The following is a 14,316-nucleotide window of genomic DNA, read 5'->3' as shown; positions in this document are numbered from 1 at the left end:
GCTGATCGTCAGTTCGTCGTGCCCGGACCGACGATCACCGCACAACGGCGAGGGCAGCGGCGATGCGGGCGACCAGCCGCTCGGGACACCGCAGGTCCGCCGCGGTCACGAACACCACCCGCCAGCCCGCCTCCCGTAGCCGGTTGAGCCGTTCGCGGTCGCGGGCGAACTGGCCCGGCTCGGCGTGCCAGAGCCCGTCGTACTCCAGGGCCAGGCGCTGTGCCGGCCAGGCGAAGTCCACCCGCGCCACGAACCGGCCGTCGTGCCGGACCTCGAACTGGGCGACCGGGACGGGGAGCGGACTGCGGCCGATCAGCAGCCGCACCCGCGTCTCCTGCGGCGAGCCGGCCAGCCCGTCGGCCAGCGCCACCGCCCGCCGCGCACGACGGCAGCCGGGGCCCGTCGCGATGCCGGCCTGCCAGCGCACCTCGTCCAGCTGGGCGCCGGCCACCACCAGCTGGTCGACCGCGATGACGGCGTCGTCCAGCGGAAGCGCCGCAGCCAGCCGGACGGCGGTCGCCTCAGGCGTCGTCACGTGGACGCCGCGGTCCCAGACCACGGTCCGGTCCTCGAGCTCCGCGCGCCGTACGTGCAGCCCCGGCACGCGTACCGGGTGGCTGCCGCGCCAGCGGGTGACCTCCACGTCGTCGACCGCGTTCGCGAGCGGGACACCCCACAGGACGGCCGCGCTGACGCCGGTGACCACGTCGTCGGGGAACAGCAGGGCGCCGGCCGCGCGAGCCCGCAGCTCGTGCGTGACCTCGACGTCCCGGTGCACGTAGACGTCGGGGAAGAGGCGGACCCAGCAGCGCCTCCGCAACTGCGCAGGGGTCAGGGCGCCGTCCCGGACGGCCGCGGAGCCGCGGAACGGGACGGAACGGAGGTGTTCGGGGACGGGCAGCACCGCAGCACCCTGCCGGTCCCGGCCGGGGTCCCGCCGTCACCGTCCACAGAGGCCGTCCGTTGTGCGCTGGTCGTCGGTCCGGCAGCGGCGGGCCGACGATCAGCGCACAACGGCGGAGTGAACGAGGCGAGAAGCGGGAAGGTCAGATCCAGCCGCTGCGCTTGAAGCCGCGGTACAGGCCGAAGCAGACGGCGACCATCAGCAGCAGCGCCGCCGGGTAGCCCCACACCTCGTCCAGCTCGGGCATGTAGTGGAAGTTCATCCCGTAGACGCCGGCGATGAGGGTCGGGGTGGCGATGATGCCGGCCCAGGCCGAGATCTTCCGCATGTCCTCGTTCTGCGCGACCGAGATCCGGGCCAGCGCCGCCTGCAGGATGTTCGACAGCAGCTCGTCGAGCCCGGTGACCTGGTCCCGGGTGCGCAGCGCGTTGTCCTGCACGTCGCGGAAGTACGAGCGCATGCCCTCGGGCACCAGCTCCAGCGGCCGGTCCGTCAGCGTGGACAGCGGCAGCTCCAGCGGGCTGACCGCCCGGCGCAGCTGCATCAGCTCGCGCTTGAGCTGGTAGATGCGCGGGGTGTCGTCGGTCCGGGCCGGGCTGAACACCGAGACCTCGAGCTCCTCGACGTCGTCCTCGACCGCCTCGGCCACCTCGACGAAGTCGTCGACGACGTGGTCGGCGATGGCGTAGAGGACGGCGGCCGGGCCGTGGCAGAGCAGGTCCGGCTGCTGCTCCAGCGCCTTGCGCAGCTGGCTGAGCTCGCTGTGGTTGCCGTGCCGGACGGTGATCACGTGGTCGGCGCCGACGAACACCATGATCTCGCCGGTCATCACCACCTCGCTGGTGGCGGTCAGTTCGTCGTGCTCCACGTACCGCGCCGTCTTCAGCACCATGAACAGCGCGTCCTCGTACCGCTCCAGCTTGGGGCGCTGGTGGGCGTAGACGGCGTCCTCCACGGCGAGCGGGTGCAGGCCGTAGTGCTCACCGATCGTGGTGAGCTCCTCCTCGGTGGGCTCGAACAGCCCCAGCCACACGTACCCGCCCTGCTCGCGGGCCACCTCGAGCGCCCGCTCGGGCGGGACGTCGTGCCGCTCGCCCCGCACGTAGACGGCGCAGTCGACGACCGGGTCGGGGGTGTCCCGCGTCGTCTCCCGGGGCAGCCGCGGTGCCCCGGCCGGTCGTGGACGGACCGTCTCCGGGAGCGTCGCCGCCGGCGGGGCACCGGTCGGGCGCGCGTGGCTGGTCTGGGTGTCGCTCACGGTTCTCCTCGTGGTCGTGGGACGGGGGGTGGCGCCTGCCGGGACCCGGGCCCGTTCCCAGGTCGATGATCACCGCTCCTGCCCGGCGCTGCCCAGCGAGCCCTGCACCAGCGCCTCACCCCTGCGGGTGAGGTGCCCGTCCGCGGTCCTCGGGCGCCCGCCGGGGCAGGACGACCTGAGCGGTGACACCCGTCCCCGGCCAGGAGCGATCCCCCGTGACCAGCGCAGTCCTCGACGTCCCCCGCCCGGTCGCCGGCCCGTCGGCGCCGGCCGCGGCACGCCCGCTCCGGCTGCCCGCCACCGTGGCCGCCGCGGGGCTGCTGGCGGTGGTGCAGGCGCTCGGCCTGCTCGCGCTCGGCCTGGCCGGGCTGGACGGCGTCTTCGGCACCGGCATCCGGCCCTCGGGGGCCCTGGTGGCGGTCAGCCTGCTGGTGCTGGCCGGCTGGGTGGTGCTCGCCGCCGGTGGCGGGGCCAGCCTGGTCGACGGCGCGGGCCGCGGCCTGCTGGTCGGCGTCAGCTGCGCGGAGATCGCGCTGCTGGCGGTGCTCGGCGGCGCCGGTCTGCTGGGTGCCGAGCTCACCGTTGCCGGGGGCCTGCCCCTGCCCGGCCTGGCGCTGGTCGCCCTGGGCGTCCCGACCGGGAAGCTGCTGCTGGCCACCAGCCCGTCGGCCGCGGCCTGGGTCGCCGCCGGTGGACGCCCCCGCCCGGCACGGCGCGCCGCCCCCGTCGTGGAGCACCGCCAGGTCCGCCTGGTCACCGTCGCCTGCATCGGCCTGGCGCTCACCGCCGTCGCCCTCCTGGGCGCCCCGGCCGCGGAGGTCCCGGCGCCCAGCACCGCCGCCGTCGTCGACGCCCCCTGACCTCCCCGTACCCTCGTGCCGTGACTGATCGGCACATCCTCACCGCCGTCGCGTGGCCCTACGCCAACGGCCCGCGGCACATCGGCCACGTCTCCGGCTTCGGCGTCCCCTCGGACGTGTTCAGCCGGTTCCACCGGATGAGCGGTGACCAGGTGCTGATGGTCAGCGGCACCGACGAGCACGGGACGCCGATCACGGTCGCCGCCGACGCCGAGGGGATCACCCCGCGGGAGATCGCCGACCGCAACAACCGGGTGATCGTGAACGACCTGGCCAGCCTCGGGCTGAGCTACGACCTCTTCACCCGGACGACGACGGCCAACCACCGCGCGGTGAGCCAGGAGATCTTCCTGGGGCTGCTGAAGAACGGCTACGTCTTCCCGCAGACGACGCTGGGCGCGATCAGCCCGTCGACCGGGCGGACCCTGCCCGACCGCTACATCGAGGGCACCTGCCCGATCTGCGGCTACGACGGTGCCCGCGGCGACCAGTGCGACAACTGCGGCAACCAGCTCGACCCGACGGACCTGGTCAACCCGGTCAGCCGGATCAACGGCGAGACCCCGAAGTTCGTCGAGAGCGAGCACTACTTCCTCGACCTGCCGGCGTTCACCCGGGCGCTGGGTGACTGGCTGGCGACCCGCGCGAGCTGGCGGCCCAACGTGCTCAACTTCAGCGTCAACCTGCTGGAGGACCTCAAGCCGCGCAGCTACACCCGGGACATCGACTGGGGCGTGCCGGTGCCGCTGGAGGGCTGGCGCGACCGCAACGACAAGCGGATCTACGTGTGGTTCGACGCCGTGGTCGGCTACCTGTCGGCGTCCATCGAGTGGGCCCGCCGCTCCGGGGACCCCGAGGCCTGGCGGCAGTGGTGGCAGTCGCCGGACGCCGACGCCTACTACTTCATGGGCAAGGACAACATCGTCTTCCACTCCGAGATCTGGCCGGCCCAGCTGCTCGGCTACAACGGCGAGGGTGACAAGGGCGGGACGCCGGGCTCCTACGGGCGGCTCAACCTGCCCACCGAGGTGGTCTCCAGCGAGTTCCTCACCATGGAGGGGCGCAAGTTCTCCTCCTCGCGCAACGTGGTGATCTACGTCCGGGACTTCCTGTCCCGCTACGACGCCGACGCGCTGCGCTACTTCATCGCCGTCGCCGGCCCGGAGAACCAGGACACCGACTTCACCTGGGCGGAGTTCCTGCGCCGCAACAACGACGAGCTGGTCGCCGGCTGGGGCAACCTGGTCAACCGCACGGTGTCGATGGCGGCGAAGAACGTCGGCGCCGTCCCCACCCCCGGTGAGCTGACCGACGCCGACCGGGCACTGCTGGCCACCACCTCCGGCGCGTTCGCCCCGATCGGCGAGCTGCTGGGGCGCAACCGGCAGAAGGCGGCCGCCACCGAGGCGATGCGGGTGGTCACCGAGGCCAACCGGTACCTGTCGGACCAGGCGCCGTGGAAGCTCAAGGAGGACCCGGCCCGCCGGGACACCGTGCTGCACACCGCGCTGCAGGCGATCAAGGACTGCAACGCGCTGCTGACGCCGTTCCTCCCGCACTCCGCGCAGCAGGTGCACGAGCTGCTCGGGGGCACGGGCAGCTGGTCGGTCGCGCCGAGCGTGGTGGAGACCGAGGACCTGGACGACGGGGCGCCGTACCCGGTCATCACCGGCGACTACGCCGCCGGCCAGGCCGTCTGGGCGTCCACCCCGCTGCCGCCGTCGGGCACCCCCCTCGCCCCGCCGAAGCCGGTCTTCACCAAGCTCGACGACTCGATCGTGGAGGAGGAGCTCCGGCGGCTCGAGGAGGGCGGCCAGGGCGGCTCGGCGAACGGGGAGGCATGAGCCGCTCGGCCGCGTCCCGGGCCAACCGGCGGGGTGAGCCGCCGCCGTTCCCGGAGCCACTGCCGGCCCCGGCGGTCGACAGCCACACCCACTTCGACATCGCCGTCGGTGGCGAGGACCGCGCACCCACCGAGGCGGAGGTCGACGAGGCGGTCGACGCGGCCGTCGCCGTCGGTGTGCCCCGGCTGGTCCAGGTCGGCGTCGACGTCGCCTCCTCCCGCTGGTCGGCCGAGCTCGCCGCCCGCCGTCCGGAGGTGCTCGCCGCCGTCGCGCTGCACCCCAACGACGCCGGGGCCGGCGCGGCCACCGAGGCGGCGCTGGCCGAGATCGACCGGCTCGCGGCGCAGCCGCGGGTGCGGGCGGTGGGGGAGACGGGCCTGGACCGCTACCGCACCGGCGAGGACGGCTGGGCGGCCCAGGAGGCCTCCTTCCGGGCGCACATCGACATCGCCAAGCGGCACGGCATCGCCCTGGTCATCCACGACCGCGACGCGCACGAGCACGTGCTGCGGGTGCTGGAGGAGGAGGGGGCGCCCGAGCACACGGTGCTGCACTGCTTCTCCGGCGACGCGGCCTTCGCCCGGCAGTGCATCGACCGCGGCTACGTCCTCTCCTTCGCCGGGACGCTCACGTTCGGCAGCGCCGGGTACCTGCGGGAGGCCGCCGCGCTGACCCCGCGCGACCAGCTGCTGGTCGAGACGGACGCGCCGTTCCTCACCCCGGTGCCGCTGCGCGGCCGGCCCAACGCCGCACGGCTGGTGCCGCACACGGTGCGGGCGCTGGCCGAGGTCACCGGCACCGACCTCGAGCAGCTGTGCGGCGCCCTCACCGCCACCGCGGAGCGGGTCTTCGGCCCCTGGTAGTCGAAGGACCCCCCCTGCCGCCGATCCGGGGGACACTGGACGCGTGGGTCGCCTCATCGCCGTCGTGCTCTTCATCGCCCTGATGGCACCCGCTGCGCTGCTCGTCCGGGCGTGGGTGCACGCCGCCGGCCGGCGGGCCGTCGCGGCGGCCGCCGTCGCGTTCGTCCCGGTGAGCGCCGGGACGGCAGCGGAGCTGCAGCGCCAGGCGGCCCACGGCCGCCGGCTGCGCCGGCTGGGGCTGGTGCTCGGCATCGCCGGGGTGGTCGCCTCGGTCGTGCTGCTCGCCGAGGCGTCGGTCTTCCTCTGGGTGCCGGTGCTGGCCGTCGGGCTGCTGGCCGGCGTGCTGCTGGCCGAGGCCACCCGCCCGCGCCCGCGCTGGGCCGACGCCACCCCGGCCCGCCGTCCGCACCGGTCCGACCAGATCTCCCCGTGGCTGCTGTGGACGATGCGCGGCGTCGTGGCCGGCGAGGTGGTGACCGCCCTGCTGCTGCGCGACGACCTCACGGCACCGGTCCTGGCGGCGGCTCTGGCCGTCCCGCTCGTCGGCTGGCTGCTGGCCGAGGTCGCGCTGCTGCGGGTGCTGCTGCGGTCGCTGCCCGCCGAGGGGGCCGACGTGCCGGTCGACGAGGCCCAGCGCACCTGGACAGCGCACCTGGTGGTCTCGGCGGCCAGCGTGCTCGCCCTGCTGCCGGCCGGGGTGCTGCTGCTGCGGGCGGCCATCGACCTCGACGACCGGGTCACCTCCGACGCCGGGGGGCTGGTGCCGGTGGCGCTGGTGGCCGGTGGCTTCTCCACCCTGGTGGCCGGGCTGGCGGTGGCCGGGTTCCTGGTCACCTGGCTGCGGCCGGTCCAGCAGCGCTCCCCGGCGCTGGCCTGACCCTCCTGGGGCGGGCAGGCCTGTGCGCTTGCCCACGCCGCCGGTCCGTGGACGACCCGCCGACACGCCGTCCAGTGTCACGGCTCGTGTCGGCGTGCCTGCGAAGCGACGTGTCGACACGGTGATCTGCTGTTCCAGCACGGTTGTGTCAGCGAGCCCGTTCGTTATCGTGTCGTGACCGACAGCCGGGGTGGGGAACGCCCAGGTGGTCGTCCACCGTCCCGGGAGACCGGGGGCCACGACGACGACGGGTCCGCATGGTCCCGGGCGCCACCCTCCGGTGGAGCCCACCGCCTGCTGCCCGGTTCCCCTGCCCGGGTCCTGTGAACCTGGATGTGTTGTGCGCCGATCGCTCCGAGTCAGCCTGTTCGCCCTGGTCCTGCTGGGCCTGGTGGGCGGCTCCGCTGCCTTCTACCTCGCCCAGAAGTCGGTGACCCTCACCATCGACGGCCAGTCCCGGGAGATCAGCACCTACGCCGGCACCGCCGGTGAGGTGCTCGCCGACGAGGGGCTGACGCCGGCCGCGCACGACGTGGTCCTGCCGACGGCCGACTCGGCGGTGCACGACGGCGACACCGTCGTGCTCAACCGGGCCCGCCCGCTGACGCTGACGGTCGACGGGGTGCGCAGCGAGGTGCACACCACGGCCCTCTCGGTCGACGGTGCGCTGACCGAGCTCGGCTTCCGCTCCGACAACCTGGTCCTCTCGGCCTCCCGCAGCGAGCGCGTGCCGCTGGACGGCATGGACCTGGCGATCACCACCAGCAAGGACGTCACGCTCGTCGCCGACGGGCAGCGGCGGACCGTCACCACCACCGCCGCGACCGCCGGTGACCTGCTCGCCGAGCAGGGGATCGCCCTGTCGGCGACCGACCGCATCTCGCTCTACCCGACCCAGCCGCTGCTGGACGCCATGGTGCTGCAGGTGACCCGGGTGCAGGTCGCCGAGGTCGCCGAGGTGCAGCCGGTCGACTTCGCCACCGTGGAGACCCCGGACGCCGACGCGTTCACCGGTGAGAAGACCGTGACCCAGCAGGGCGTGCCCGGCGAGCGGACCGTCACCTGGCGGGTCACCGTCACCGACGGGGCGGAGACCGGTCGCGAGCAGGTGTCCTCCGTCGTCACCAAGGCCCCGGTCGACCAGCTGGTCACCGTCGGCACCAAGGAGAAGCCGGCCGCTCCGGCGGTCGCCGGTGGCGGGGTCTGGGACGCGCTCGCCAAGTGCGAGGCCGGCGGCAACTGGGCTGCCAACACGGGCAACGGCTACTACGGCGGCCTCCAGTTCAATCCCGGCACGTGGCGGGCCAACGGCGGCACGGGCATGCCCCACCAGGCCAGCCGCGAGGAGCAGATCGCCGTCGCCGAGCGGGTCCAGGCCTCGCAGGGCTGGGGTGCCTGGCCCAGCTGCACCCGCAAGCTCGGCCTCCGCTGAGCGCCACCCCGGAGCAGTCCGACGGGCTGCTGGGCCCGGCCGCCATCCGCGAGCTGGCCCAGCAGCTCGACCTGCGCCCGACCAAGACCCTCGGCCAGAACTTCCTGCACGACGCCAACACCATCCGGCGGATCGTGCGGACCGCCGACCTCACCGACGACGACGTCGTCCTGGAGGTCGGCCCCGGCCTGGGCTCGCTGACCCTGGGGCTGCTCGGCGCGTGCGCGCACGTCACCGCGGTGGAGATCGACCCCCGGTTGGCCGACCAGCTGCCGCGCACGGTCGCCGACCGGGCGCCGCACCTGGCCGACCGGCTCACCGTGGTGACCGCCGACGCCCTGCGGGTCACCGAGCTGCCCGGCCCGGCGCCCACCGCGCTGGTGGCCAACCTGCCCTACAACGTGGCCGTGCCGGTGCTGCTGCACCTGCTGGAGCTGCTGCCGTCGCTGCGCACCGCCCTGGTGCTGGTGCAGGCCGAGGTGGCCGACCGGCTCGCCGCCGGGCCCGGCAGCCCCGCCTACGGGGTGCCCAGCGTCAAGGCCGCCTGGTATGCCGACGTCCGCCGGGCGGGCAACGTGCCGCGGCCGGTCTTCTGGCCGGTGCCCAACGTCGACTCCGGGCTGGTGGCCCTGGCTCGCCGCCCGCACCCGCCCGGCGACCGGGCCGCCACCTTCGCCGCCGTCGACGCCGCCTTCGCCACCCGGCGCAAGGGCCTGCGGGCGGCGCTGGCCCGCTGGGCGGGCAGCCCGGCCGCCGCCGAGCAGCGGTTGCGGGCCGCGGGCATCGACCCCACCACCCGCGGTGAGCAGCTCTCCGTCGAGCAGTTCGCCCGGCTGGCGGCGACCGACCCGGCGGGCGGGTAGCGCGTGCCGGCGTCGACGTGCAGGGTGCTCCGGTGAGCAACGCGACCGCCGGCGGGCCCGGCCGGATCGCCGGCAACGGTGCGGTGAGCGCACGGGCGCCGGCCAAGATCAACGTCCACCTGGGTGTCGGGCCGCTGCGCCCGGACGGCTTCCACGAGCTGGAGACGGTCTTCCTCGCCGTCTCGCTGTTCGACACCGTGACGGTGCGTCCCGGCGACGGGCTGTCGCTGAGCGTGCGCGGGGAGGGCAGTGCGGCCGGGGCCGGTGCGGGCAGCGTGCCCACCGACCGGGGCAACCTGGTGTGGCAGGCCGCCGAGCTGCTGGCCCGGCACGCCGGGGTGCGGCCCGACGCCCACCTGGAGATCGACAAGTCGATCCCGGCCGCGGCCGGCCTGGCCGGGGGCAGCGCCGACGCCGCCGCCGCGCTGGTCGCGCTGGACGCGCTGTGGGGCACCCGCGCGACCCGCGGGGACCTGGCCCGGCTCGCCGCCGAGCTCGGCAGCGACGTCCCCTTCAGCCTGCTCGGCGGCGTCGCGCTGGGCACTGGGCGGGGGGAGCAGCTGTCCCCGGTGCTGGCCCGGCGCCGCTGGGACTGGGTGCTCGGCATCGCCGGGGACGGCCTGTCCACGCCGACCGTCTACCGCGAGCTCGACGCCATGCGGGAGTCCGGTGCCCTGCCGCCCGGTGGCGCGGACGCCGGCACCGAGCCGGTGATCGCCGCCCTGCGCAGCGGGCCGCCCTCGGCGCTGGCCGCGGTGCTCGCCAACGACCTGCAGGCCCCCGCGCTGCGGCTGCGCCCCGAGCTCGGCCGGGCACTGCGCGCCGCCACCGGGGCCGGCGCCCGCGCCGCGCTGGTCAGCGGCTCGGGCCCGACCGTCGCCGCGCTCGCCGAGGGCTCCGACGCCGCCGTCCGGCTGGCTGCGGAGCTGGCCGGGGCCGGGGTGTTCCGGACGGTCCGGGCGGTGCACGGGCCGGTCCACGGTGCGCGCCTGGTCGGGTGAAGGCCCCGTCCGCCTCAGCGGCGGTCGACGAGCCGCGGCTCCGGGTCGAGGTGGGACAGCCCGTGGTAGGCCAGGTTCACCAGGTGGGCCGCCACCTCGCGCTTGTCCGGTGAGCGGGTGTCCAGCCACCACTGGCCGGTCAGCGCGACCATGCCGACGAGCGCCTGGCTGTAGAGCTCGGCGAATCGCGGGTCGTAGCCGCGCAGCGCGAAGTTCTCCCCCAGGATGTGCTCCACCTTGCTGGCGACCTCGCTGATCAGCGAGGAGAAGCTGCCCCGCGTGCCGGCGACGGGGGAGTCGCGCACCAGCACCCGGAAGCCGTCGGTCTCCGCCTCGATGTAGTCCAGCAGCACCAGCGCAGCCCGCTCGGTCAGCGCGCGCGGGTGCCCACCGATCGACAGGGCGGAGTTGAACCGGTCCAGCAGCTGCTGCATCTCCCGGTCGACGACGACGGCGTAGAGCCCCTCCTTGCCACCGAAGTGCTCGTAGACCACCGGCTTGGAGACGTCGGCGCGGGCGGCGATCTCCTCGATGGAGGTGGCCTCGTAGCCGCGCTCGGCGAACAGCTCACGGCCCACGTCGAGCAGCTGCCGGCGCCGCTGGGCACCGGTCATCCGCACCCGGGGGCGGCCTGCGCCGCCCCCGGTCGGTGCGCTGCCGGCCGCCGGTCCCGGGGTGCTCATGGCCCCATCGTGCCCGGGTCGCGCCGGTGGGGGGCGGCCACCCGGGTCCGCGCGCACGGCGGGCGCCGGGCGGTGGTGGATGCCCCGATGGGGGCGCGGCCCTACGCTCAGGGCGGCCCCGGTCGCTCGCGACCGCCGGCCGCGCCACCCGCCCGGGGCTCCGCGGAGGCCCGGGCGGATGGGGGATGGGGTAATCGGCAGCCCGCCGGCCTTTGGAGCCGGGAAGTCTCGGTTCGAGTCCGAGTCCCCCAGCCAGCGCCGACCACCGCACCCCGCCGAGGAGACCCGTGAGCCCGTCCGCCCCCCTTGCCGCAGTCGACACGGTCATCGTCCTCGCCGCCGGGCAGGGCACCCGGATGCGCTCGCGCACGCCGAAGGTGCTGCACGAGATCGGCGGACGCAGCCTGCTCGGGCACGTGCTGGCCGCGGCCGAGCCGCTGGGCGCCGCGCAGACCGTCGTCGTCGTCGGCTCCGGGCGCGAGGCCGTCGAGGAGCACCTGGCGCGGACGGCCCCGCTGGCCCGGCCGGTCGTGCAGGAGGAGCAGCGTGGCTCCGGCCACGCCGCCGCCGTCGCCCTCGACGCCCTCCCCGAGCTGACCGGCTCGGTGGTCATCCTCACCGGCGACGCCCCGCTGGTGCGCCCGGAGACCCTCACCGGGCTGGTCGCCGCCCACCGCGCCTCCAGGGCCGTGCTCACCGTGCTCACCGCCGAGGTCGACGACCCGACCGGTCTCGGGCGGATCCTCCGGGACGACGACGGCGCCGTGCGCGCCATCGTCGAGGAGAAGGACGCCGACGCCGCCCAGCGGGCCATCGTCGAGGTCAACGCCGGCGTCTACGTGGGCGACGCCGCCGCCGTCCGGGAGGCGCTGACCCGCGTCGGGTCGGCCAACCAGCAGGGGGAGCAGTACCTCACCGACGTCCTCGGCCTGCTGGTCGCCGACGGCCGGCCGGTCGCCGGGCACCGGGCCGACGACCCGGCCGACACCCTCGGCTGCAACGACCAGCGTGAGCTGGCCGCACGCCGCCGCACCCTCAACGACCGGGTGCTCGACCGGCTGATGCGGGCCGGCGTCGTCGTCGTCGACCCGCTGACCACCTGGGTCGACGTCACCGTCGAGGTCGGCCCCGAAGCGGTGCTGCACCCGGGCACCCAGCTGCTGGGGGCCACCCGCGTCGCCGCCGGTGCGGTCGTCGGGCCGGACAGCACGCTCGTCGACACCGAGGTCGGCGAGGGCGCCTCGGTGGTCCGGTCGCACGTCCAGCTCGCGGAGATCGGCCCCGACGCGACCGTCGGCCCGTTCAGCTACCTCCGCCCGGGCACCTCGCTGGCCCGCGGGGCGAAGGTGGGTGCGTACGTGGAGACGAAGAACGTGCAGGTCGGGGCGGGGTCCAAGGTGCCGCACCTGTCCTACGTGGGCGACGCGACGATCGGCGAGGGCACCAACATCGGGGCCGCCACCGTGTTCGTGAACTACGACGGCGTCGCCAAGCACCACACCACCGTGGGCGACCACGTCCGGATCGGCTCGGACACGATGCTCGTGGCGCCGGTCACGGTCGGGGACGGGGCCTACACCGCCGCCGGGTCCGTGATCACCGGCGACGTCCCCCCGGGTGCCATGGGCGTGGCCCGGGCCACTCAGCGGAATGTGGCAGGCTGGGTGAGTCGCAGGCGTCCGGGTTCCCCCGCGGCGCAGGCCGCGGAAGCGGCGCAGCGAGCAGCAGCACCGGCCGCGGACGCGGCGGGCGCAGGACCGATCCCGACGACGGACGAGGGCACCACCCCGTCCGCTGCCTCGGGGGCCGACCAGTAGGGGCGGGGCAATGAGCGCCATCCGGCAGACCACCAACAAGAGCCTGATGCTCTTCTCCGGGCGTGCGTACCCGGAGCTGACCGACGAGATCGCCGGGCACCTGGGCGTCACCCCCACCCCGACCGCGGCCTACGAGTTCGCCAACGGCGAGCTGTTCGTGCGGTTCGAGGAGTCGGTGCGCGGGTGCGACGCCTTCGTGGTGCAGAGCCACACGGCGCCGATCAACACCTGGCTCATGGAGCAGCTGATCATGGTCGACGCGCTCAAGCGCGCCTCGGCCAAGCGGATCACCGTCGTGGCGCCGTTCTTCCCGTACGCCCGCCAGGACAAGAAGCACCGCGGCCGCGAGCCCATCTCCGCGCGGCTGGTCGCCGACATGTTCAAGACCGCCGGCGCCGACCGGCTGATGACCGTCGACCTGCACACCGCGCAGATCCAGGGCTTCTTCGACGGGCCGGTCGACCACCTGTTCGCCATGGACCTCCTCATCGAGGAGGTCAAGCGCAAGTGGGGGCACTGCGACCTCACCGTGGTCTCCCCGGACTCCGGACGCGTCCGCGTCTCCGAGCGGTGGAGCGACAAGCTCGGCGGCACCCCGCTGGCCTTCATCCACAAGACCCGGGACGTCACCCGCCCCAACGAGGTCGTCGCCAACCGCGTCGTCGGTGAGGTCGAGGGCCGGGTCTGCATCCTGGTCGACGACATGATCGACACCGGCGGCACCATCGCGAAGGCCGCCGAGACGCTGTTCGACTCCGGCGCGGCGGACGTGATCATCGCCGCCACGCACGGGGTGCTCTCCGGTCCGGCCGTCGACCGGCTCAAGAACAGCCGGGTCAGCGAGGTCATCGTCACCAACACGCTGCCCATCGAGCCGGCCCGCCAGTTCGACAAGCTCACCGTGCTCTCCATCGCCCCGCTGCTCGGCCGGGCGATCAAGGAGGTCTTCGAGGACGGCTCGGTGACGAGCCTGTTCGGTGGGGCTAGCTAGTCGGCGATCCTCTGGATCGCACCGCGGCCTGGAGCCGTGCCCGACCTGAGCTGAGCCGTTGGGCGCTGGTCACGTTCGTCCGTCCCCGGCTCCAGGGTCATGGTCCCCGGCGTGTAGCCTGGCTCCCGTTGCCCGGCGAGGGAGCGGTTCTCCGACTCCGTGATCGACGTGCGTGTGCCCTCCGGGGTGTGCCGCGCTCGTGCGCTGAGCACACAGACCCGATCCACCTGTTGAGGAGCACACCACCGTGGCCGACTTCCGTCTCGTCGCCGAGCCCCGCACCGAGTTCGGCAAGGGCAGCGCCCGCCGCACCCGCCGGGCCGGGCGCGTCCCCGCCGTCCTCTACGGGCACGGCCAGGACGTCGTCCACCTGTCCCTGCCGGCGCTCGAGTTCGCCGCGGTGCTCCGCAACGGCGGCACCAACGCGCTGATCTCCGTCGCGCTGGACGGCAAGGAGCAGCTCGCGCTGATCAAGGCCGTGCAGCGCGACCCGGTGACCCGCGTGCACGAGCACGTCGACCTGGTGGTCGTCCGCCGGGGCGAGAAGGTCACCGTCGACGTGCCGGTGCTCATCACCGGCCAGGCGGCCCCCGACGCGATCAGCAACCACCAGCTGAACGCCGTCTCCCTCGAGGCCGACGCGACGAACCTCCCCGAGTCGATCGAGGTCGACATCACCGGCCGCGGCGCCGGCGAGAACATCACCGCCGCCGACCTGACGCTGCCCGCCGGGGCCACGCTGATCACCGACCCCGAGGCGCTCGTCATCGGCTTCCTGGGTGCGCCGTCCGCGGCCGAGCTCGAGGCCGACCTGGGCAGCGACGCGACCGAGGCGCCCGAGGGCGACGTCGTCCCCGAGCCCCTGGACCAGGGCAGCGGCGAGTCGATGGACTCCGCCGAGAAGTCCAGCGACGACTGAGGCA

General features: G+C 74.6%; 13 protein-coding genes and 1 tRNA gene. 11 read left to right on the top strand and 3 right to left on the bottom strand.

Translation table 11 applies throughout. The features are described from left to right. Window positions 1–34 precede the first annotated feature (34 nt). Both ACI795_RS01010 and corA read right to left on the bottom strand, forming a co-directional pair. Window positions 35–904, bottom strand: coding sequence for an endonuclease domain-containing protein (locus tag ACI795_RS01010; RefSeq protein ID WP_457073171.1), 870 nt, complete (start codon window positions 902–904; stop codon window positions 35–37). A 142-nt stretch (window positions 905–1,046) separates the two neighbouring features. Continuing rightward, window positions 1,047–2,162, bottom strand: coding sequence for a magnesium/cobalt transporter CorA (gene corA / locus ACI795_RS01005; protein ID WP_457073169.1), 1,116 nt, complete (start codon window positions 2,160–2,162; stop codon window positions 1,047–1,049). 215 nt (window positions 2,163–2,377) lie between these two features. On the opposite strand from corA, the gene ACI795_RS01000 reads away from it, so the two are divergent. The 7 genes from ACI795_RS01000 (at window position 2,378) to ACI795_RS00970 (ending at window position 9,902) form a co-directional block, all read left to right on the top strand. Further along, window positions 2,378–3,022 (top strand): hypothetical protein, encoded by a 645-nt coding sequence (locus tag ACI795_RS01000; RefSeq protein ID WP_457073167.1) that lies wholly within the window; start codon window positions 2,378–2,380, stop codon window positions 3,020–3,022. A 20-nt stretch (window positions 3,023–3,042) separates the two neighbouring features. After that, on the top strand, window positions 3,043–4,866 hold the full coding sequence (metG, locus tag ACI795_RS00995) for a methionine--tRNA ligase (RefSeq protein WP_457073166.1): 1,824 nt from the start codon (window positions 3,043–3,045) through the stop codon (window positions 4,864–4,866). Further along, window positions 4,863–5,729 carry a TatD family hydrolase gene (locus ACI795_RS00990; protein WP_457073164.1) on the top strand — a complete coding sequence of 289 codons (867 nt, stop codon included), beginning with the start codon at window positions 4,863–4,865 and terminating at the stop codon, window positions 5,727–5,729. Before metG ends, ACI795_RS00990 begins: the two co-directional genes overlap by 4 nt. A gap of 43 nt (window positions 5,730–5,772) precedes the next feature. Next, complete coding sequence (locus ACI795_RS00985; protein WP_457073162.1) at window positions 5,773–6,606, top strand: hypothetical protein; 834 nt, start codon at window positions 5,773–5,775, stop codon at window positions 6,604–6,606. 340 nt (window positions 6,607–6,946) lie between these two features. Further along, the gene (locus tag ACI795_RS00980; protein ID WP_457073161.1) at window positions 6,947–8,038 is read left to right on the top strand and encodes a ubiquitin-like domain-containing protein; all 1,092 of its coding nucleotides are present in this window, start codon (window positions 6,947–6,949) and stop codon (window positions 8,036–8,038) included. Next, window positions 7,993–8,901 carry a 16S rRNA (adenine(1518)-N(6)/adenine(1519)-N(6))-dimethyltransferase RsmA gene (gene rsmA, locus ACI795_RS00975; RefSeq protein ID WP_457073765.1) on the top strand — a complete coding sequence of 303 codons (909 nt, stop codon included), beginning with the start codon at window positions 7,993–7,995 and terminating at the stop codon, window positions 8,899–8,901. The genes ACI795_RS00980 and rsmA overlap by 46 nt, the downstream gene beginning before the upstream one ends. 32 nt (window positions 8,902–8,933) lie before the next feature. Next, window positions 8,934–9,902: a 4-(cytidine 5'-diphospho)-2-C-methyl-D-erythritol kinase gene (locus ACI795_RS00970; protein WP_457073160.1), complete on the top strand. Its 969-nt coding sequence runs from the start codon at window positions 8,934–8,936 to the stop codon at window positions 9,900–9,902. A gap of 14 nt (window positions 9,903–9,916) precedes the next feature. Here ACI795_RS00970 and ACI795_RS00965 read toward each other — a convergent pair whose 3' ends face one another. Continuing rightward, a complete protein-coding gene (locus ACI795_RS00965) occupies window positions 9,917–10,585 on the bottom strand; it encodes a TetR/AcrR family transcriptional regulator (protein ID WP_457073159.1) in 669 nt (222 codons plus the stop codon). Between the two features lie 179 nt (window positions 10,586–10,764). Here ACI795_RS00965 and ACI795_RS00960 point away from each other — a divergent pair. The 4 genes from ACI795_RS00960 (at window position 10,765) to ACI795_RS00945 (ending at window position 14,312) form a co-directional block, all read left to right on the top strand. Continuing rightward, a tRNA-Gln gene (locus tag ACI795_RS00960) sits at window positions 10,765–10,840 on the top strand. Between the two features lie 32 nt (window positions 10,841–10,872). Next, on the top strand, window positions 10,873–12,402 hold the full coding sequence (gene glmU, locus ACI795_RS00955; protein ID WP_457073158.1) for a bifunctional UDP-N-acetylglucosamine diphosphorylase/glucosamine-1-phosphate N-acetyltransferase GlmU: 1,530 nt from the start codon (window positions 10,873–10,875) through the stop codon (window positions 12,400–12,402). A 10-nt stretch (window positions 12,403–12,412) separates the two neighbouring features. Beyond that, window positions 12,413–13,393, top strand: a complete 981-nt coding sequence (locus tag ACI795_RS00950) for a ribose-phosphate diphosphokinase (RefSeq protein WP_457073156.1) — start codon at window positions 12,413–12,415, stop codon at window positions 13,391–13,393. Window positions 13,394–13,640: 247 nt separating this feature from the next. Continuing rightward, window positions 13,641–14,312 carry a 50S ribosomal protein L25/general stress protein Ctc gene (locus ACI795_RS00945; RefSeq protein WP_457073154.1) on the top strand — a complete coding sequence of 224 codons (672 nt, stop codon included), beginning with the start codon at window positions 13,641–13,643 and terminating at the stop codon, window positions 14,310–14,312. Window positions 14,313–14,316 lie beyond the last annotated feature (4 nt).

The sequence above is a fragment of the Modestobacter sp. SYSU DS0290 genome (assembly GCF_054050955.1).
This window is presented reverse-complemented; position numbering and strand designations above follow the sequence as displayed.

What these genes read in the sequence shown, in the direction of transcription:
- ACI795_RS00990 (WP_457073164.1), top strand. Translation starts at nt 4,863, where the DNA reads ATGAGCCGCTCGGCCGCGTCCCGGGCCAACCGGCGGGGTGAGCCGCCG.
- ACI795_RS00950 (WP_457073156.1), top strand. Translation starts at nt 12,413, where the DNA reads ATGAGCGCCATCCGGCAGACCACCAACAAGAGCCTGATGCTCTTCTCC.
- ACI795_RS00965 (WP_457073159.1), bottom strand. Translation starts at nt 10,585, where the DNA reads ATGAGCACCCCGGGACCGGCGGCCGGCAGCGCACCGACCGGGGGCGGC.